At 58.8% G+C, this 19,463-nt stretch carries 22 protein-coding genes and 1 pseudogene; 11 read left to right on the top strand and 12 right to left on the bottom strand.

What is annotated here, in order from left to right; translation table 11 throughout:
• Positions 1-238 precede the first annotated feature (238 nt).
• Together ACVIGB_RS05055 and ACVIGB_RS05050 are read left to right on the top strand one after the other, a co-directional pair.
• Positions 239-856 (top strand): hypothetical protein, encoded by a 618-nt coding sequence (locus ACVIGB_RS05055; RefSeq protein WP_456717825.1) that lies wholly within the window; start codon positions 239-241, stop codon positions 854-856.
• A 218-nt stretch (positions 857-1,074) separates the two neighbouring features.
• A complete protein-coding gene (locus ACVIGB_RS05050; RefSeq protein ID WP_456717826.1) occupies positions 1,075-1,971 on the top strand; it encodes a hypothetical protein in 897 nt (298 codons plus the stop codon).
• Between the two features lie 191 nt (positions 1,972-2,162).
• On the opposite strand, the gene ACVIGB_RS05045 is transcribed toward ACVIGB_RS05050, so the two are convergent.
• The 3 genes and pseudogenes from ACVIGB_RS05045 to ACVIGB_RS05035 all read right to left on the bottom strand — a co-directional run.
• Complete coding sequence (locus tag ACVIGB_RS05045; RefSeq protein ID WP_456717827.1) at positions 2,163-2,537, bottom strand: antitoxin VbhA family protein; 375 nt, start codon at positions 2,535-2,537, stop codon at positions 2,163-2,165.
• An 85-nt stretch (positions 2,538-2,622) separates the two neighbouring features.
• Complete coding sequence (locus ACVIGB_RS05040) at positions 2,623-2,817, bottom strand: hypothetical protein (RefSeq protein WP_456717828.1); 195 nt, start codon at positions 2,815-2,817, stop codon at positions 2,623-2,625.
• A gap of 112 nt (positions 2,818-2,929) precedes the next feature.
• Positions 2,930-3,068, bottom strand: a pseudogene (locus ACVIGB_RS05035) (VapC toxin family PIN domain ribonuclease); the annotation flags it as partial.
• A gap of 468 nt (positions 3,069-3,536) precedes the next feature.
• Here ACVIGB_RS05035 and ACVIGB_RS05030 point away from each other — a divergent pair.
• Complete coding sequence (locus ACVIGB_RS05030; protein ID WP_456717829.1) at positions 3,537-4,334, top strand: hypothetical protein; 798 nt, start codon at positions 3,537-3,539, stop codon at positions 4,332-4,334.
• A complete protein-coding gene (locus ACVIGB_RS05025; protein WP_456717830.1) occupies positions 4,325-5,557 on the top strand; it encodes an RNA-guided endonuclease InsQ/TnpB family protein in 1,233 nt (410 codons plus the stop codon). The genes ACVIGB_RS05030 and ACVIGB_RS05025 overlap by 10 nt, the downstream gene beginning before the upstream one ends.
• A 381-nt stretch (positions 5,558-5,938) precedes the next feature.
• Here the strand turns inward: ACVIGB_RS05025 and ACVIGB_RS05020 are convergent, their stop codons facing one another.
• Positions 5,939-6,865 (bottom strand): hypothetical protein, encoded by a 927-nt coding sequence (locus ACVIGB_RS05020; RefSeq protein ID WP_456717831.1) that lies wholly within the window; start codon positions 6,863-6,865, stop codon positions 5,939-5,941.
• A gap of 282 nt (positions 6,866-7,147) precedes the next feature.
• Between ACVIGB_RS05020 and ACVIGB_RS05015 the strand changes: the two genes are divergently transcribed.
• Positions 7,148-9,109 (top strand): acyltransferase family protein, encoded by a 1,962-nt coding sequence (locus ACVIGB_RS05015; protein WP_456717832.1) that lies wholly within the window; start codon positions 7,148-7,150, stop codon positions 9,107-9,109.
• Between the two features lie 123 nt (positions 9,110-9,232).
• Here the strand turns inward: ACVIGB_RS05015 and ACVIGB_RS05010 are convergent, their stop codons facing one another.
• The 4 genes from ACVIGB_RS05010 to ACVIGB_RS04995 form a co-directional block, all read right to left on the bottom strand.
• On the bottom strand, positions 9,233-9,562 hold the full coding sequence (locus tag ACVIGB_RS05010) for a helix-turn-helix domain-containing protein (RefSeq protein ID WP_456717833.1): 330 nt from the start codon (positions 9,560-9,562) through the stop codon (positions 9,233-9,235).
• A gap of 5 nt (positions 9,563-9,567) precedes the next feature.
• Positions 9,568-10,905, bottom strand: a complete 1,338-nt coding sequence (locus ACVIGB_RS05005; protein ID WP_456717834.1) for a type II toxin-antitoxin system HipA family toxin — start codon at positions 10,903-10,905, stop codon at positions 9,568-9,570.
• 421 nt (positions 10,906-11,326) lie between these two features.
• The gene (locus ACVIGB_RS05000) at positions 11,327-11,740 is read right to left on the bottom strand and encodes a hypothetical protein (RefSeq protein WP_456717835.1); all 414 of its coding nucleotides are present in this window, start codon (positions 11,738-11,740) and stop codon (positions 11,327-11,329) included.
• A gap of 19 nt (positions 11,741-11,759) precedes the next feature.
• On the bottom strand, positions 11,760-12,281 hold the full coding sequence (locus ACVIGB_RS04995) for a hypothetical protein (protein ID WP_456717836.1): 522 nt from the start codon (positions 12,279-12,281) through the stop codon (positions 11,760-11,762).
• A gap of 135 nt (positions 12,282-12,416) precedes the next feature.
• Here ACVIGB_RS04995 and ACVIGB_RS04990 point away from each other — a divergent pair, with 135 nt between their 5' ends.
• From ACVIGB_RS04990 to ACVIGB_RS04965, 6 genes are all read left to right on the top strand, one after another.
• The gene (locus ACVIGB_RS04990; protein ID WP_456717837.1) at positions 12,417-12,584 is read left to right on the top strand and encodes a hypothetical protein; all 168 of its coding nucleotides are present in this window, start codon (positions 12,417-12,419) and stop codon (positions 12,582-12,584) included.
• A complete protein-coding gene (locus tag ACVIGB_RS04985; protein WP_456717838.1) occupies positions 12,584-13,147 on the top strand; it encodes a hypothetical protein in 564 nt (187 codons plus the stop codon). Before ACVIGB_RS04990 ends, ACVIGB_RS04985 begins: the two co-directional genes overlap by 1 nt.
• Positions 13,148-13,163: 16 nt before the next feature.
• The gene (locus tag ACVIGB_RS04980; RefSeq protein WP_456717839.1) at positions 13,164-13,328 is read left to right on the top strand and encodes a hypothetical protein; all 165 of its coding nucleotides are present in this window, start codon (positions 13,164-13,166) and stop codon (positions 13,326-13,328) included.
• Positions 13,329-14,355: 1,027 nt separating this feature from the next.
• Positions 14,356-15,420 (top strand): J domain-containing protein, encoded by a 1,065-nt coding sequence (locus tag ACVIGB_RS04975; RefSeq protein WP_456717840.1) that lies wholly within the window; start codon positions 14,356-14,358, stop codon positions 15,418-15,420.
• Positions 15,395-16,300 (top strand): hypothetical protein, encoded by a 906-nt coding sequence (locus tag ACVIGB_RS04970; RefSeq protein WP_456717841.1) that lies wholly within the window; start codon positions 15,395-15,397, stop codon positions 16,298-16,300. Before ACVIGB_RS04975 ends, ACVIGB_RS04970 begins: the two co-directional genes overlap by 26 nt.
• A gap of 306 nt (positions 16,301-16,606) precedes the next feature.
• Positions 16,607-16,822: an AbrB/MazE/SpoVT family DNA-binding domain-containing protein gene (locus ACVIGB_RS04965; RefSeq protein WP_456717842.1), complete on the top strand. Its 216-nt coding sequence runs from the start codon at positions 16,607-16,609 to the stop codon at positions 16,820-16,822.
• A 479-nt stretch (positions 16,823-17,301) separates the two neighbouring features.
• Here ACVIGB_RS04965 and ACVIGB_RS04960 read toward each other — a convergent pair whose 3' ends face one another.
• Genes ACVIGB_RS04960 through ACVIGB_RS04945 form a run of 4 tightly spaced genes read right to left on the bottom strand, consistent with a single transcriptional unit; the run spans position 17,302 to position 19,361 of the window.
• On the bottom strand, positions 17,302-17,523 hold the full coding sequence (locus ACVIGB_RS04960) for a hypothetical protein (RefSeq protein WP_456717843.1): 222 nt from the start codon (positions 17,521-17,523) through the stop codon (positions 17,302-17,304).
• Positions 17,520-18,176: a type IV toxin-antitoxin system AbiEi family antitoxin domain-containing protein gene (locus ACVIGB_RS04955; RefSeq protein ID WP_456717844.1), complete on the bottom strand. Its 657-nt coding sequence runs from the start codon at positions 18,174-18,176 to the stop codon at positions 17,520-17,522. Before ACVIGB_RS04955 ends, ACVIGB_RS04960 begins: the two co-directional genes overlap by 4 nt.
• 3 nt (positions 18,177-18,179) lie before the next feature.
• Positions 18,180-18,545, bottom strand: a complete 366-nt coding sequence (locus ACVIGB_RS04950; RefSeq protein WP_456717845.1) for a hypothetical protein — start codon at positions 18,543-18,545, stop codon at positions 18,180-18,182.
• A gap of 39 nt (positions 18,546-18,584) precedes the next feature.
• Positions 18,585-19,361, bottom strand: a complete 777-nt coding sequence (locus tag ACVIGB_RS04945) for a hypothetical protein (protein ID WP_456717846.1) — start codon at positions 19,359-19,361, stop codon at positions 18,585-18,587.
• Positions 19,362-19,463 lie beyond the last annotated feature (102 nt).

Here is a 19,463-nt window from a genome sequence, read left to right as displayed (position 1 = left end):
GCCGCATGCTCACTGCGGAGAGCGGTCAAAAACTCTGCGGGACCGGGCATATGACTCGGAGTACGAACGGCCTGAGCGAACTGCTCACTTGATTAACCATATCGAGCTTCGGCAAGACGGCGCGGGTTTGAGGCGATCCGCACGAAATTTGCAATGCATCTTTCAGGGGCTCCCTTTTGGCGCGGGCGATGATACCGCGAGCTGACCATCGATCATCCGCAAAAGGAAAGGCGCTTCCATGCCAGAGACCATGCAACTCACGTTCGGCTTCGATAACACACCGACACAGCTTCTCGTCCGTCTCGGTGACGTCGACTTGCCGCGGCGGTTCGTCGTCGCATGCGCACGCAAGCGGGAGTTCTATGTCGGCGACCTTATTCAGATGTCCCAATGGCAGGTCAGGGAACGGTGCGGACGTTCGGAAGCCGACCTCGCGTCCGTGGAGAAGTTCATGACTCGCTTCGGCTTCGAGTTCGAGACGACCATTGAACGCTGGACGTCGGACGGGGCTGCGATGATGGAAGGCCTTGTGTTCGGGATAGCGAGACCTTCGCCAAAAATTCTCGCTATCCCAATGGAACGGCTTGGGCTCGGGACGCGTGCCATGAATTGCTGCCGGAGGGAGACGGTCGGTCAGCTTGCGGGGATGACGGTCACCGAATTCCTACGGACCCCCGGCGCCTGGCACGACACCTTGCACGAAATCCGAGAGGCACTTGCCCATGTCGGCGCCGCCTTTCGAGGAGAGGTGGCTGTCGTCAGCCGCATCGATCAAGCACTGGTCCGCCGTCTCACAGAGGGTACAACGCCCAGCGAGCCTGACGAGGATCCGCCTGAGCGCACGTATAGACCGTGAGGACACGGTACTGCCTCCGAGGAGGGTAGCAATTCCGAACCGTCATGACCATCGAGGGGTGCCCCTTGCAAGGGATCGCGACGCGGCGGCGTCCTGTGGTAACGTCAACTATCAAATCGCGTCTCCCCTCGGACCTTATAGCGTCGTCCACAGCGAAATCTCCGGCTGCCTTTCCATCAGGACCGCCGCCATCTTAAGAAGGAGAACCGGAGAAAAACATGACCGACAACGTCATCAAGTTTGTAGGGAAAGTTCCACTGATCGACCGCGCTATTGCTCTACCTGTGCACAATCCGTCGGTGGGACTCCTCCTCGGATGGAACGGATATGCCGAGCGCGCCCAGGACCCGAACTTCCGCGCCAGGGCCGCACAATTCGAGGGAGGTCTATCCCTCCCCTACGACGATTTTTGGAACGAATGGCAGTTCGGCGACGCCAACGACCACGAAGGATTCCACGTCTCCTCCGATCGCAGCCACATCACTTGGCACGAGATCGAAGAGTACGGTGCAGACCCAGCCCTTGGACGCCTGTGGTTGGAGGAGCCCGAGAAGCACGCGGGCTGCGTGGAGGAGACAGATCCTAAGTACAGCGGCGCGGTCGCTGTCATGAACGATCCGGATCTACTCCGGGATTTCGAGACCGAAGGCGACCCGTCATGGCAGCCAATGATTGGGAGGCTGAAATCGATCATCGGGCGACAGCAGAGCGGCCTGGCGCGGGGCCTCGTTCTAAACACAGACGATTACGTCTCCGGATTGTTCGTGGCCGCGCGCCAGGCCGCTCTGGACTTCGACAACCGCGCGCGGCACGTTCGGGTAGGATACGTCGTGACTCCAACCGTCATGACGCTGCCCTTGATGCGTCGGGACCTAGTCGAGGCGTCGGCTGCTGCCGCGATGTACCGAATGGCCTTCCAGGATGTCCGCGAAATGTTACGCCAGATGCCAAACCGAACCATGACGACGGTGCACATGGGAGCATTCGCGGGGAAGACCACCGCCGCCACGACGGAGCTAGCGCTCCAAGCCTGCACCCGGAATCTTGCGGTATGCAATTTTGGGCGCATTGCCGTAGACTTCGTTAACCCCACGATGAGAACGATCCCAGATTGACTACGGCGAGCCCGAGCCACGTCGGCCGCCAGGCCGCGCTGCTCGTCGATGGTGGCGATCTCGTGGGAACGGTGCGATATGACGCGGAATTCGGCCGGGTCGCGATGCCCTGGTCGACGAGGAAGGTCGCCGCCGCAGACCGTCAGGTCTTCGCGCTTCTTTTCCTCGCTCATCGCAGGCACTCCTATGGATCAAACACCAGGTGTGAACTGTTTCTGGCCTTGCTCGATCAATTCGTCGTCGCCGATCTCTCCGCGCGCCCACTCATTCATCAACTCCTCGGTTTCAGGCAGTACGTGGCCGCCCTCGATGGCGGTGTTGGCAATGGCGAACCGAACGGCCTCAGCGCGGGCTTCGAAGTCGGCCGCTGCCTTCTCCATCTCTCGACATTGGTTGGTCAGGCCGCCGGCGATTTCAACCTCGATCTCCGGGTGACGGTCCGCGAACTCACGGACACATTCGAGAACGCTTTCCGGGAAAGACTCGGGAGGCGCGATGATTTCGACTCCATTCACACCACACCGGTTCGGCCGCCCAATTTGGCATCGCCGCTTGGTCGACTGCATTCTTCCGTCATCGGTGTTGCACCATTTCCGTTCTTCAACTTCATCCCTCACCCGCGCCAGCGGCGCAATCTAAACTCGGACAGTATCACGTATCATCGTCGGACCATCTGTCTCCATGCCTCTCACGGACGACCTGATCGTAGATGGGGTCCAGTCCGAACAAGTCGGGATGATCGTTCCAATCCTGGTTCTCGAGAGCCGGCATCACGTCACGATATAAGCCGCGGCGGGCGTTTTCGTCCGGAACATGTTTGAGCGCCGATTTCACGACGGCTTCCATCACGCTTGATCCTGAATGCCAACTCACTCGTCTAACCTCGCTTTCACATCAATTCGCGGCGTGCCGTTCACTCTCAGCCGCAAAGGGCTCTTAATCAAAACTCGCCGCGATGAGCGCCGATGCCGAACAACGGTTCGGCGATTGTTGACGCTGGAGAAAAACAGCGTCTCGCCCGCGAGGGCGTCGTCACGGACCGATGGGTGCGGATCGGGCTTCATCGCCTCGGAGACCACATTATCGAGCAGGACCATTCGAAGCGCATCGGCTCAGCGGGAGTCAAGTGCCTCGACATCGGCATTGGTGAGACCGATCTTCCGGCTCATCTCCGAAAGGGCGGTGCCGAGCCGCAGCCGGCCCTCGGGACGCACGGCGGCCTCCAGAATGGCCGGCCGCGATGCGCCTCCTCGGGACGGCATTTCCTGAAGCTGAAGCAAGAGTGCTCGATGCCGACGGCATTAGGCCGACGCTGGATCCGAAGAAGGTCGGGGCTACGCTCTATCGAATCGCTAGTCTGCCGGGCGCGACCGTAAAGGATAAAAGTCGGGCACATCGCCGAAGGTGCTGATTGGACAGAAGCCAGTTCTTCTTGGCGAATATCGAAATACATGATCAGCAACTGCTTGGAATTACGATAGGAATTCCTTAGGCAGGGGGGGCGGTCGGGGGTCGTCGGCGCCACTATGCTTGACTTTGAGGCCACTCAACAAAGGAGGCTTCGAATGAGCAAGTCGGCGATCCAGGCGATTAACAGGTTGGCGCGCACGTATCCGCTGCTTGTTGATCTTGTGAAAGACAGCGATGAATTCTGGAGTGTGCCGGGCTTGTTTCGGTCCGCCGATTCGATGCAGCCGTCAGAATTGTACCACGCCGTCGTGAAGCAGATCAGGAACCATGGGATGTCTTGCGGCGACACTCCGGTGCCGCCGCTTTCCGAAGCGTTGATGAAGCGGTTGGCGAGGCGGAAGAATCCGTTCTCGGATCGAGAAGAACATGTCTTCGAAATTGCGTTTGCTCTCGACTTGGCGTCGAGGCTGCCAGCCCAATGGTTTCCGGCATCGGAAGCGGGTTTCCTCAACCTCATCGAATGCGGGCGCCACACGCATTCGCTGCTGCATCACGACGGCTGCTCTGGCAACCTGCTTGAAAACGCCCTGCAAGGTGACGGAATGGGACTAGATCTGTCGGATGAAGACCTTTGCATGATGTTCCGCCGCTCCGGAGAAAGCGGATTCGAACAGTCTCCCCACGATGCATATGTCGCGCGCTGCGGAGAAGTCCCAGGCGCCATACCGATGGGGCTGTCCTACTCCGAGGTTCTCGCTGTCTACGGCGTCAAATTGGCCGGCCATGAAGTCAAGTTCGTTGAATGGCAAACGAACGGACACGGCCGACGACAGCCGTGGCGAAAATACTGGCTATTCGGATTTCGGTGTTGGAACGAGTCCTTGACGGATCGTTGTCGACTGGGGCATGGTTTCATGGAACACAACGAGAACACACTGACTGAATGTTTCTGACCTACCGCATCAAGCTGGCGCCGACCCGCGGCCAATATTTCGTTCTCGCGGGGCTCTGCGAGGCGCAGCGCCAGCTGTACAATGCCGCGCTGCAGGAGCGCCGCGACGCCTGGGCGAAGCGGAAGGTCTCGATCTCGAAGTTCGACCAGTGCAAGTCCTTGACGCAGATCCGGTCGTTCGACCCGGACTACGGCGACGTCCCCGTTAACCTGTCGCGGTGGACGCTGGGGCGCGTCGACGACGCGATGAAGGGGTTCTTCGGACGCGTGAAGCGCGGCCAGAAGGCCGGCTTCCCTCGCTTCCGGAGCAGGAGCCGCTGGGACTGTTTTGGCTTTGCCGAGTGGGCCGGGGTTCGGCTCGATAGAAACAAGCTGCTGTTCAAGCCGCTGACAGGCGGTCTGCGCCTGCGGCCGCATCGCCAACTCCCGCCGGACGCAGCGGTGAAGGCCGCGGCGTTCTCGCGGAAGGGCCGGCACTGGTACGTTTGCCTGGTGGTTGATGTCCCCGCCGCCGCCGTTCATGCCCGGCCGGAGACGGCCGTCGGGCTCGACGTCGGCATCGAGCATCTCGTGACGACGAGCGAGGGCCGGCATATCGAGAACGTGCGCCCGCGGTCTCGCCGCGAGCGCGACCTGCGTATCGCGCAGCGCGCGCTGGCGCGCTGCAAGCGCGGCTCGAAGCGCCGCAGCAAGGTCCGTGTGCGTCTCAGGAAGATACAGCGCGACATCGCCAACGTCCGCTCCAACCACCTGCACCAGGTGTCGGCCGATCTGGCCAGGCGTTACGCGCTGATCGGCGTCGAAGAGCTTCGCTTGAAGAACCTGACCGGTTCGGCGCGAGGGAGCGCCGGCGAGCCGGGGAAGAACGTCCGGCAGAAAGCCGGGTTGAACCGGGCGATGCTGGACGCATCGCCCGCGCGTCTGATCGAACTGTTGACCTACAAGGCTGCAAGAGCCGGTGGGACGGTGGTGAAGATCGATCCACGCAACACCTCGCGGGACTGCTCGTCCTGCGGCGCCGCGGTGGAGAAGACGCTGGCGGAGCGCCGCCATCGCTGTGGCTGCGGTGCCGACCTGCACCGCGATCACAATGCGGCGCTGAACATACTGGATCGTGCCCTGCGGCACGACGGGCGGGGCAAGCCGCCCGGGGACGCCAACGTGGGGCCTCAGCCCGTGCGTCGTCCCGGAAACACGGACGTTGAAGCTGCGAAAGCAGCTTAAGACATTCCGGACCAGGATCGACGTGCTTCAACACCGAAATCCGAATAGCCAAAATACTTTTGCTGGAAACGAAGTCGATACGCCCGAGGTTCTGGCAAACCTGGAATTCGAAGAGCTCGTCTCTGCCTTGAAACGTGAGGGGTACGTCGATACGTTTGCGAAAGCCGGCGCTTATTGTAGCGCGTTGAAAACACGCGTGGCTCACGACTCGGCGCAACGTTAAAGATCCTGGAAGAGCTCATTTTAACTTGCATTTTTGCGGTCGCCGGCGCATGCGCGCTTTAGGGGAGATGCTTTACCCGGTAGCAACCCCAGAGCATGCATACGATACGGGCGCACGCCCGTATCGTAGTTGGCAGCAGCGTCGAAGGCGCCGCCTGGTTAAAGGTCCAGTTCTTCGATGCTGACGCCATGCTTCCCAAGGAAGCTCAACAAGTCATTCATGGCGTCGAGATCGCCAGCCATCGCCAGCAAATGGTCCTCGCGTACTATCCGTGCGAGCGCGTCGACCAGCTCGTATGACGGATAGCGGACGAGCCCTTTAGCTTTCGCAAATCTCAGGATTGCCAGCACAAGGCCACGACGCCTCTCTTCAGCCAGCTTACCACCAGCAAGGATTGCGATGCGCCGCGCACACTCATTGTCGCCGGCCATAGCCAGCCATTCGTAAGCTACTCCTTTCATCTTCTCGCCGTGCGGGACCAAGACGGGTGGTTCATCGACCCCTGCCAGCTTGCGGAAGGTCATCGCACGAAACCAGGATTCCCGAAATGGTGCGTGTGGGAAGGCCCGTATCACGTCGGCGATTTCCTTGAGCATCATCTCACGCCCGTCTTCATCGAACTCCTCTAACTGGCTTCCCGGCTTGGGATTGACGATGATCAGGGAAGACCCATCGATCAAATCGCCACGCGCCAAGACAGCGGCTTCGTTTGCCCATCCGCTCGCATCGAGAACCCGACCGTCCGGGTTTCTGACAAAGTAGACCATCATCTCCGAATCGTCGGGTTCGTCGGTCTGGACACGCACTGCCATCATCGGCCAGCCGGTCAGCAAGTGGAGGACGTAGGCGAAATCCTGGCTCCAAACGCCAACCTTTGTGAAAGAATTGACGAGGACTGCTGGATGGTTGTCCGGGTCGCACTCAGCCGGCCTTCTGGCGAGCCAGATATCCTCTTCGAGGTCATCATCGTCGCCGTCGAACGTAAGGTCGCGATGGTATTCCGTTGCCGCTTTGCGTAGCGCGGTGTCGGAATCGAACGTGCTGGGATCGATAAGCTCAAAGGTACGTTTCAATTGCAAGGCCATAGTCCGTCTCCTGAAGTGGTGGCGACAGACGGTAGGCGTAGCCGGGGCTTGCTGGCGTCCCGCTTATCCTAAGATAACGGACTAATCGTCCGTAACGAATGCTTCAGACGTTCTAATCGGCGCGTCCGTGAGCGGCGCCGTGAGGGCGTTCTGGACGGCTTCAAGGCGGGCGCTGCGGCGCCAGCCGCCATAAGCACGGGGCAGAGAACCTCGAAATAACTGGGGTTATACAAACGGAGCACTAGCGGAGCGTGCGGATGGCCATTAGAACACGCGCCAGGAATGTTTCGGAATGCAACAACGTATCGTGCAGACATAGACGGACTGCGGGCATTCGCAGTGCTCTCGGTGGTGCTCTATCACGCCTTTCCGCCCGCGGCGCCCGGCGGGTTCGTCGGCGTTGATGTGTTTTTCGTTATCTCCGGGTTCCTCATATCGTCGATACTCGTCGATGATCTTAATGAGCATCAGTTTTCGTTTGCCGGCTTCTATAACCGGCGCGCGCGCCGAATTTTTCCGGCCTTAACCGTCTGCTTGGCGGCCAGTTTGGCTTACGGGTTCGTTGCGCTCACTCCGTCCGAGTTGGCGCAGCTCGGCAAGCATGTGTTTTTCGGCGCCGGCTTTCTCTCCAATATCGCCCTGTGGTCGGAGGCCGGTTACTTCGATACCGCCGCTTCCTACAAGCCGCTTCTGCATCTGTGGTCGCTCGGGATTGAGGAGCAATTTTACATTTTGTGGCCGGTACTCTTGTGGGGCGCGTTTCGGCTGAAAGCGGACCTTCGGTGGCTGCTGGCGGTGCTGCTAATTGTCTCCTTTGGGGTCAACATTGCGCTGTCGATCACCAATCTTTCGAATGACTTCTACCTTCCAATTTCTCGGTTTTGGGAACTGCTCGTCGGGGGCGCCCTGGCGCTGTTCGGTCGCCGCGTCGCTGCCGGCGCGCAGCTTAGATCGGCGGCCTCGTTTGCGGGCGCCGGCGCGCTGCTATCCTCCGTGGCGCTGTTCACGCCCGAATTGCGGTATCCCGGATGGTTTGCCTTGCTGCCTGTCACCGGTGCTGCCGCGATAATCTTTGCTGGGCCCGACGCGGCGTTTAATCGAGCCGTGCTTTCCAGTCGGGCATGCGTCGCGGTGGGACTAATCAGCTACCCGCTTTATATTTGGCATTGGCCGCTGATCTCCTACGCCTACGTCATACGCCTCGGAAAGCCGCCTACTCCCTTGCTGGCTCTAGCGCTGGTCTCAGCAAGCTTCCTGCTGGCTTGGATCACATATCGCTTTGTTGAGCTTCCCGTGCGGTTCGGCGCCGTGCGTCGGCGCAATACGTTGTTGGTCTGTGCCTGCCTTGCGACGGTCGGGATATTCGGCGCGATCGTGTGGGTACGCGGTGGGTTTCCAGAGCGTTTCCCGCGTCTCCCCGGTGTCGACATTCAGAAGATCGGAGCGGCGAGGCTTGACGCTGATTTCAAGCCGACCGCCGACATGGAAGTGTCGGAGCACGATTGGACCTTGGTCGCCCGACTTGGAGGCCGTGAGCGAAAGGTTGCATTGAGCGGAGATAGTCTGCTGTTCCATTACGGGCCACGCGCGCAACGTCTCTTCGAGGACGGGCGCTTGGCGGTGAGTACCTATTTTGTGACGGGGCCGCGCTGTCCGCCGGTGCCCGGAGTGCTGCAAGACGACAAATTCTCAGCGTGCAGCGACTTGACGGGCAAACTGCTCGAGGTCGTGCGCCGCGAAAAAGTCCGTTCGGTCGTGCTGGGAGCCGCCTGGTCTGGCTACAGCGCTGAGGGAATGAGCATCGAGCGATACGGGAAGCGCTTCTCATTGACCACTGGCGAGGGGCAGGACGCCTTTTACGCCAGTCTTGAGGAGTTCGTGCGCGAGCTACAGTCCGAAGGGGCCACGATTTACTTGGTGCTCGGACTCCCAACTCATGAGGCCTTCGCGCCGCAGAACATGGTTGCGCGCGGCATCACGGGCTTTCGGATCGCGCCAAACGTCAAGGCCACTATTCCGGTGTCTGATTTGAAGGGCGTTCTAGCCAAGTCAGACGCGCGGCTTCGGGCGATCGGTTCGCGCACCGGCGCCGCCTTGCTCGATCCGTTCCCCGATATCTGCGGCGCGGGTGCGGCTTGTTCTCCGTTTTTTGGGGCGGGAGAGCCAAAATATTCCGACCAATCACATTTGCGGCCGGCCTTCGTTCGCGACAATTTGCATTTCCTCGACCGTCTTTTGGAATGACCGTTCACCGAAGCATCACCCAGGTCGCGGTGACGATCAGCCAGAACGCGCAGGCGCTCAAGATGAACTGCGGGTACTTCGTCCTTGGCCGCCTCAGTCGTTACAGAATGAGCGCGCGGCAATTCACGCATCTGAGTGGGACTGGTCATCGGCGGGTGGGATAGGGTCGGGCGGCCGCGGAGCAATAGGTACGAATCCTACCTTCAGCCCGAAGGCCCTCCCAATCTTGTCGAGAGTCTCTACCGTCGGATTGGCTGCGCCCCGTTCAATCTCCGCAAGTTGACGTGGCGTCAGCTTGAAGTATTTTGCAAACTCTGTCTGCGACAGACCCAAGGAATGTCGTATTTCCGCGACCGCTTCAGGAAACCGAAGTGATCCCGAGCGTGCCTTCGCCGCTACTGTCGCGCGGCGGTCACTAAGCTGGTCCTTCGTGGCTTTCCGCCATCTCGCCATTATCGCTATCCATACTTCGGCGCGCAGCGTAGTTTCGCCACGCCATCCGCCATCTCGTCGTTCCTTACAATGATATTCGTCACGACTGAATCCGGGACGCCGTGCTTCCGAGCTGTTTCAGGCAGCCGACGTAACGCGTCTTCCTTTTCGGCCAACGCCTCCATCAACGCCTCGGCGGGGACATTGGGACGAGCAACCGCTTCGCAGATAATCTGCCAGTCCGGATTTGTGTCGAGCCCATGGGGGCGCATGCTCGCCCATGTTGTTGAACGGGCAATTGCGGACGCGTCGATGCGCATAGGTGCAAAATCGAACAGAGGCGCAAGGCGGGTCGTGCCATCGGGAAACTTGCGAAGCGCGGTATTGCGGCCGTGGTTGTCCGGATTTCCCATCGCCAGATTCATGATGTCCCGGAGCAAGTACTCAATTGTGTCTCGCAGGGGATCGTTCGATACGTCCTGGATCAAGCGAAGATAGGTTTCGTGCCGGGCCGCGTAGCCGAACTCCGCGACACCAAGCGCCGAGACGAGGCTCTCCTGTCCGTAGCGCTCGAGCCCGCGCTTAGTCACCGCGCGATCAAATCTCGGGATGACGAGCGCACCATGGCCATACGTGCTGACGCCTTCCACGTGAAGCCCAAACTCCCGAGCGACCTTGGAATAGCCGGCCTCCGATTCCAAGATGCGGCGATCGCCCTCATCGCGACTGCGCAGCAACTTGACGATGACATGGGCACGAGCGTCGTCGTCCGAGACCATAGGGTCCGGGTACCAGAGCCGATCAGCCGCCTGGGTGAGGGCCACTTTCGGCCAATCGCCTTGTAATCCGTTAGACCCAGACGCCAGCATGGAAAACTCATTCACCACTTCCATGAACGCGTCGCTACGACGTAGGATGTCATCCATGGCCACGCCAGCGTGTGCCATGCCGGCAATGCGCGCGACCTCCATATCGTGCGCCTCTTTAATCCGGAGGTTGCCGACGGGGGAGCCAGCCGATCGCTCGATCAGATGGATTTCCGTAGCGGCCGCACACGCCGGCAAGCCTAGGAATTTTGCTATGCGCTCTGCCTGATGGCCTTGCGGCATGAAATCCAACAGAAAGGCCGGCCACGTATTCGCATTGCGAGGCATCATGTCGATAGACGCCTTCACCGAATACGCCCGCAGGTCCTTAACAGGACGGTCGTCGGCCAGCGGGATTGCGCCATGCTCTAGAAAATACCGGTCATGGTATTCAATTTCGGATGGACCCCGGTAGCCCAGCTCGGGTTGTACGATCTTAGCCTGAGCGGCGTCGTGCCATGCTCCGTCGAAGAACGTCTGTACGGTAAGTACCTTCATGATGATGCCAATATAATGGCATAATATCTCAGTTCAACACAATAATGAACCCATTATAATGGTCCAAAATGTTGATGTTCCTGAAAGAATGACGCCATTATGATAGCACAATAGTGGACTTGGCTCCTTGCCACCAGCCGCCGCCTGCGGCGGCTGCGCTTTTCCGTGCTGGCTTGTCCTTGGCGTGTTCGCTGCATTCGTAGGTGTTGGAGGTGATGGACTCTTTTGAGGCTCGCTCTCGCCAAGGAATCATGCGGCAGACTTGCGTATTTGGTGTGTTCGGGCCCCCGCTGGGCTTCCTCGTCTTCGTACAAGGGCCGCTAGGTCCGCTTTCGGGCTGTGAAGCCGACTCGGGTCGGGCGAGGCGTCGCGGTCGGCCTGTGACCCAAAGGCGACATGCGGACGCGAAGCTCGCAACGGGTCAGCGCGCGAACAGCCAGTAGCACAGCCCGACCGCGATCGGCGTGGCAACGATTGCGTAGCGGTAGTCGATCAGGAAGTGGACCACGCGACGCTCGACGTAATCCCGCCGGTCCGGCAGTTTTCCTGACAAGAGAAGCTGGGCGGTCGCTGGCTTGAGGTTCTCGGCGTCGTCGCAGTAGCCGCTGCCGTACGGCAGTGCCCATTCCATCGAGCCATCGCGCTTCAGCAGTTCGAGGTACACCCCGTAGCTCTTGCCGTTGCTGCCCCGGCGCCACGTGCCGCGCTTCCGGCCGGCGACGAAGATGTCGACATCAATGATCTTGTCGTCGCCCTGTGCGGTCTCGTTGTGCCCGCACACCCGCTCGCGCGGGACGAGGCTGATGGCGTCGAGTGCGTGTTTGGTCATCGTCATGTTGTCACCCCCATAAAAATCAGTTCGACACGATGCCCTTGGCGCCGACGATCGACCAGCCCCATTTCTTCTTCTTGTCGATGTCGGGCCGGTCGAGAGAGAACTGGAATTTCTTGCTCTTCAGGGGATCGATGCGGAGGTCGTACGTGGGATCCGGATTCAGTCCGGTATAGATCACGCCTGGCTCCTGGTAGTTGAAGTTGTCGACGCGGTACATCTCGGCGGGGCCGTCGCCGATCGTGATCGAGAACGTGATCTCGGTGACGATGAAGCCGGTCTCGTTCTTGACCTCGGCGGTGAATCCGGGCGTGTGCGTCATGCCGAACATGCCGTAGAAGCCGCTGGAGACCTTCAGGCGCTTGATGTCGTCGTCCGTGAGCGTGACTGAGGACCTCCGGATGCAGGCGACCTTGATCGATTTGGCCGCGACGTCCGAGGTGGCTCCCTGCATGTTCTTCAGGACGCAGTCGTCGAACGCGTTGGCCTGGGCCGCGCCCGACAACCCGGCCGCCAGCAGACCCCAAAACACGGATTTATTCACCGATCCCCCTCGATTCCTGCCCCGGACCCGTCCATTATAGCCGCAACTTGGGGGAGAGTAATGGGCGGATTCAGGGGAAAGTTGGTTGTGGTCGTCTGCTGCGCCGCCGGCTTGGCCGGCTGCGCGTCGGAGCCGATGACGCCAGAGCAGAGGGCCTTCGCGGCCCAGTATCTGCTGGCGCAGCAGGCGAACCGGCCACCGCCGCCGCAGCCGTACTACATGCCGGTACCCGCGCCGGCGCCTGTCCCGCGCAACTGTATCTCGAACGTGAACGGCAACACGATCTACACCAACTGCAACTGATGCAGGCGATTCTTGACCACCTGAAAAACGTCGTCCGGCCCGCCCTGCGCGGTTACGCGGCGGCCGACCGCGCCTTCATGGAAGCGCAGAAGGCCGGCGCCGGCGTCGACGAGGCCAAGGCGGCCGCGATGCTGGCAGGACGGCAGGCGGCGATCGAACTCCACCACCTGTCCGACTTCGTCGTAAACAATCCGGCACCGGGCGCGAACTTTCCGGATCTCGCCGGCGCACGGGCCGCGGTGCAGTCACACCTGATCTTCCTGCGCGAACCAAGGGCACCATACGTCGACGACGTGGTCCTGCTGCGGGATGTGGCCGACGCCTTCAAGCACCACAAGCTCGATCGTAGGAACGCCACCGTCGACGGCGCCGACGCGATCGTGATGACAGGCACGGGCTGGGGAAAGCTGAGATACGGCGAAGGCAAGTGGGGCGGCGTCGAGCAGGTCATCGTCGAGCGCAAGGACGGCTCGCAACGCGCGCTGTCGTCCGTGATGCAGAACGTGTTCGACGCCTGGCTGACACTGCTGGGCCAGCCGCTGCCGCCTATAAACGACTATTGAGATGGGACGCCGGCTGATGAGGATCCTCGCGTCGCTCGGCCTTGCATGGTGCACTCCGAAGATGCCCGAAAAGAAGTCCTACGTCCCGCCGACGCCTCCCGACATCCAGGAGGAGATCGAGATCTTCCGGAAGGAGGAGGAGTCCGCGACGATCGCGGTGTCGTGTTTCTCCTTTACGTAGTCGGCGGGCTGCGCGGGGGTGACGAATTCCTCCTTGCGCTTGCGCAGGGCCTAGCGGTCGAGCTCTGGCAGGTTCTGCTACAGCTGAAATGAAAAGCCCCGCCGTCGCCGATGGGGCTTTTTTGGATCTCAGACTAGGGGTCCTACTTTACCCCGGCTAGGGGACGTACTTGTAGGGGACCAACTTTACCCACCACTGCAGCCCACTGCAGCAGCAGTGCGGCGCCGGGCAAAGTACGTCCTCTAGCTCCTTCGCAAATCATTGACATCGCGCGGTTCAAATCCAGAGCATCGACGGCCGAGCGATCTTGCTGGACAAAGTTCGTACCCTGGGAAGAACAAGTCCATGAGTTGCTCTGCGTCCTCGATGCCGGCGGTCGATGTAAGGCACCAAATCAATGAAATCCCTGTCCTCGAAGCTGGCCCGTCGCACACATACACGGGCTTGGCCATGAAGACCTTCAGTCCCGGTCGGTCTCCACGCGGATATCGCCCTGCAGCAGGAAGAAGTCGTTCGATGCCAACTCCTCGATGACGCGCAACATGCGTGGCGACAGAGCATCGGTGCGCGTCGCAAGGATTCAGCGGCCAATAGCCGATCCCTTACCACTCCACCAGACGGGGTTTCCTTGCCGCTTAAGTTGGACTGGGACCCTGACGGCGACCCCCTCCGCCGTCTACGAAGCGTTCACATCCATGGCTTGACCTGTGAGAGTTTCGAAATTAACGTTCGGATGAACTAAAGTATTGTTATTATTGATTATATTTAACTACTGACAACCGAGAGTCGCAGAATGGCGAGTGACAATATCGCGGGGATATCGGGCGGCATTCTGAAAAAACTATTCCTGTTTCCTGGGATGATTATTCAATGGGGAATGTATGTCTCAGTCGGTTCAAAGAAATCATACGGCCAAGTACGAGAGCAAACACGGTTAGCACGCAGTCCATTCATGACGATTGCATACTCTTCGATGTTTTGGTTGGTGGTGACTGCATTTCTTCTAGGGGCGTTTGAGCGGTAGCAAATGAGGGGCAAGTCAGCACAGAATGATCCGCATCAAGCGTTTAGGAAAATTCAGACCCAGGTATCCGATCTGTTGAGGAACGTCTTTGCGCTCCAGCCGGTTCGGAAAATAACTGACAAACTGGAGGAAGAGAGACGGCGGCGACGCCTTCTCATTCTAATCGGCGTACCGGCACAGATCCTATTTTTTGGCGTTGGCCTTGCTTATCCCAACAGCAACTATGGGTTCATTGAGCTGATCCCACTAGTGTTGCTGTTGTGGTTCTTTTCTTTGGGGAGCTTAAACGTCACAATTGGCCCCGATGATCGAATTAGGACTTTCCTAGCAGCCACGAACGAATTCCGTGTCCAGCGAAGCGTTAGAAATGACATTACGGGGGATCGGGTACGCGTTCTCTTGAAAGAGAAATATCGTCGTGTGCGCTGGCCCGTTCCGGTTCTGATACTCGAACAACGGTGGAAGAAGACCACCGACCAATTGTTTCTAGTGATCGGCCCAGAATTTCACTGGTGGTCAGGTGGATCAGTGTGGTCTCCCTGGCATTGGAAGTGTGGGAAAAACGGTGAGCTGAAATTTTCAAAAAGCGCCGACGTCTCCCACAAGGCATACTCGATAAAATTCCAATTGCCAGGAGGGCTGGAGTGGCCGCTGAGATTTAAGAGCGCGGCTGCTCGCGATCAGGCTTACGAAGCTCTTATTGCGATCCGTGAGGCTGGTAGATCGAGAGATACGGACGTCAAGAAACCGACGGCCTCCGAGCGACAGGGGTCAAAGAAGACTGAAAACAAGAAGGCGAAGGATGATTTCCGCCAAGATCAAACCGACAAGACGGCCGAATCACGTAGGCGAGAAAGTACAGCTGGTAACAAGCCTTGGCACGAGGTTCTCGGGACCGCTCCGAATGCTTCTCCGGAGGAAATCAAGGTCGCTTACCTAAGCGCTATTAAGAAGTGCCACCCCGATACGGTGGCAGACCGTAGTGTGCTCATACAGAAGGCCGCAGCCGCTGAATCAGAACAAATAAACGTGGCGTACGATAATGCGCGAATTGCGCGCGGATTTTAACTGGCGGTATGGCTGCATTCTGGCCAAAAGCCTTACGTGCGACGGCACGGCGAAGCCAGGCGCCAGCTTGCTCGACTTCTGGAGATTTCGCGTCAGCGAAATTGATCCATTGCTGCTGCCCCTCATTTCAGGGCATGTGACCGTGTGGGACGATCTATTTCCAAGAGATAAACTCGAAAGCCAACTTCATAGCTCTCTTCCCGAAATCCAAAATCACGACCTTGGGAAACCGAGCGCCTATCGTGTTGTGCTTGATCCGTTCGATTGCTTGAAGCAAGGCATTGTAAGTTTGCTCGACGATGCTCGATTTCCGCGGAGTTCTCGGTGCGTAGCTGTCGTTGATCTTTGTTCAGCCGGCGTTGGTCCGCTCGAATGGCGAGACATTCTGCCCTTCCTTCGTTGTCACTACGACGTCATCGTAGGGATTGCGTCGATTGCTGGTTTAGGATTCGCCGATCACCATCAAATGTTTGGTGAAGATGATGGTCTCTGGTCCCAACTGTCTGCCGAAATGAAATTCTGTGATGTGAGCTTCCTAACTAGCGATGGCCTTTTGGGATTCGGCGATGCGCTCACGGCGAATGTCCGAGCAGCCTATTTGAATAATCTCATACATGAATTAACCCATACGCTAGTCTCGAAAGAGCTCTTTAATCGCGTGTTGGCAGCTAATAAGTCATCGCATTTCGCCATTGGCGCGACCCATCCAATGTCATCATGCCAGGCATTACCGAGCCCGACAGAGCACCAGCGGATTGTTCTCGCCGCAGGCTTCTGTGATCCGCATAGAGGAGGTGTTTTCGAGCGCATGGCGGACGATTTGCCGTTGGTACTGGGTAACGTCGCATTTTGGCCACTGCAGGTGGGGCCTGACGATTGAGAACCCGCCAGAGTGGGGCCGCATGTTTCGGCAGTTGGGCCAAGTTGGGGAAAGGCAAAAAACGGAGTCAAACGGCGAAGCACAGCGCGAATTCGCAGTCACCAAAGTACGTCCCTTGTAGCTGCTGCAAGCTGTTGGAATCCCCGATCTCGACTTCGGCGGCCAGGCCGCGAAAACTGGCGACTTCCGACCAAAGTACGTCCCCTAGATTTTGGCGGTGCCGGGCGCCCTAAACCTCCCGCCGGCTTGTTTGAATATTGAAAGGAAATTCCTTACGGTAAGGAAAGCCCTTGACTGGAGGCGTGCATGATTACGAGTAAACTTACCACCAAAGCTCAAACCACGATCCCCCAGGCAGTCCGATCCGCTCTGCATCTGAAGGAGGGTGACGAGATCGCTTATACGATCACTGGTGATAAGGTCGTCATGACAAAGGCCGAGCTTACTCTGGTTGATGATCCCTTCGCCACCTATAGCGAATGGGACAGCGAGGCAGATCGGAAAGCCTATGCCACCCTTTAAGCAGGGCGACGTCGTTAGGGTTCCTTTCCCGTACACGGATCGATCGACTCGTCAGCACCGCCCGGCACTCGTTGTATCTACAGGAGGCAGCGGGGAAAACGGCAACCTCATCTGAGTGGTGATGATCACGAGTGCGGAAAACAGAGCATGGCCCGGGGATTTGCTATCGGTCGTTTCGAAGAGGCAGGTCTCCCCGCTCCCTCCATCATTCGACCTTGTAAGATCGCGACGATCGAGGCGCGCCACGCGGAACGGCTCGGTCGTATCAAGCCTCGTTTGAGGATCGAAGTCGTATCAGCGATACGCAGCATTCTGGGCAGCTGATACGCAGACAGTATGCCACTATGCCCTGGCTCCTCGTGGGCCTGATTGATCTCGACTCAGAGAACGACATCGGGTCGAACGAGATCGCATCTGCGTCGCCTGGCTCCGTTGTAGCGATGGTGCGGATAGCATCCAGCGCTTGGGCTGCCGTCAGTTTATCGAGTCCGAGCATGTCCATGTCTCGAGTGGCCGAAGCTTTTCGTCACTGCCACGAGCGCCATGGCCCCCTTCAGCACCAGCCGATCACGCAGTGCGGAATGCGCCAGCCGGGCCAGGAAGCGTTCGAACACGCAGCGGCGCGTCAACAGCTCGTGCGAGATCCCGAGTTTGCGGGATTTGTTGAGGATAACGCTGGCGGCGAGAGCATCCTTGTTCATAGCGTCGGCCTCGGGATGAGAGGTTGAATCTCTTCGGCGGCACGCACCGCGGGTTCAACGGATTTCGTCCATCCTAGCTCGCGGGCGATTTCGAGTACCAAATTTAGATCGCCGCCGGAGGCGGCGTAGTCCTTGAGCGTTTTCATGGCCGGCTCGTCGCCGAGCTTGGTACGGTAGCGCAGCATGTCGACGACGGTACGGGCTGGACTTGTGATCTTCACTGGCACGCCAGCGATCTCTACGGTATCGACGCCGATGCTACGGGCGGCTTCGCTCCAATGCACCAGTCTGACGGGATCCCGCGCCGCGCCGACCACTTTCATTGTCTTATTCCCGACGGCGTAGAAGATCGCGTCGGGATTTTCGTCCGAAAGACGATGATACAGAGCGGCCGAGCTCAAGCAGACGACGCCACCGGGATTGAGGAGGGTTGTCGCTGCGAAGCCGACGCCTTCAGGCAAATCGGCATTTGGAGCCATGTAGATACCGCGGGCATAGGGGACTGCCGATCCGGCCTCAACGGCTCTGGCTAGGGTTTGCGGATGCACACCGGCAGCGACGATGTCGGACCGCACGCGCAGTCGATTGCCGCTTAGCAGGCCAGCAAGGATTTCGGGGGGGGAGTTTGAAGGCGGTTCGCGGTTCTGAGGCATGATTCAGCCATGTGACTTTGGACAAGAAAATACTATGTTATCTTGCGGAAAATCACAAAGGCGATTGTGTTGTGAATCGGGGCCGTCAGGGTCTTCCGCGATCTGTTGGGCCCAAGCATCGTAGCTGCGCTCCAATGCCAGTTCGTTTTTCGTGAACGTCATTGGGATGCTCACAAATTTGGCTGCGACGTGTTTGTCGAGAAGCCCTTTCACACCTTCCCGCTCGTAGTTGCTGGACCATTTTCTGAGTTCGGCGGCACCAGGGAGCGAGAAGCCTCCGTCAAGCACACCGCCACGTGGCATGGACCGCCTGGGAGGCAAGCCAAGTTCAATTTCGATTTCGTCCATGACCTTTTCAATATTCTGCATTCTTGTGTGTGCGAGCCGACAGGGTTGCGCGAAGTCGGACTAGCGTTGCGCCGACTTGTTGAGGACCCACTTGCCGTTCACCAAGCCCACTTCTGCCGGCCGCGTGACGAGCGCGGAACCGCCATTTTCGTGAACCGTCACCTTCAACAAGAGACGATCTTCGCCGTCCCAACGGACGAACTCCCATAGTTCGTAGTCGGTGGGTCTGTAATGGATGGCGGGTTCATTTGGATTCATGTCTGCCGGCAGTATGTCGAAGCCATTGTTGGCATCGTCAGGTCCTTCGGTCGCATAGACCGAAGCCAGCCATCGCTTTTGGGGCGAATAGCCCGGGGGTGCGACAATCCTTTGCTTGCGGCCATCACGCTGGCTGACCAGGAACCACGCGTCGCTCTCATAACCCTGGTCGTGAACCAGGAACAACCTGCCTTTCGGGAAATAGTCGTACAGCGTAAAACGTTCGCACGTGTCCGGGTTTCGTTCGCAATCTGCCTTGTCCTTGAACAATCTGGATTTTGCATTGTCGAGCTTCAGATGAAGACCTGAGCCGCTTCGAACGACCGCTCCGGTCGTCTGCGCGACGCAAGCGCGTTCGCGTTCCGGCGAAAACTGATCGCCGTCGAGGCGCGTGACCTTCATCTTTTCGTCGAGAACCACGTCAGGGTGCTGGCACACCCCGTCGCGTGGTTCGGCGGAGAAGCAGGTAAATCCGTCGGGGCAAGGTGTACCCGGCAGAAATTCTGCGGAAGCCTCACATGTACCCAACAACAAACCTAACGCTGCGAGGCATACAGGGATAATAGCGGCGGAACCCATTCGCAAATAACTCCGGGGAAGAGCGCAATTTACACCGAGCTACATCGTCTTGCTTGGGTCCTCTTGCTGGTATTCTTAACGAAAGATGCACGTTGGCTTGTC

This window comes from Bradyrhizobium sp. USDA 4341, assembly GCF_054063755.1.
Note: the sequence above shows the minus strand (reverse complement) of the source record. Positions and strands in the feature narration are given on the sequence as shown.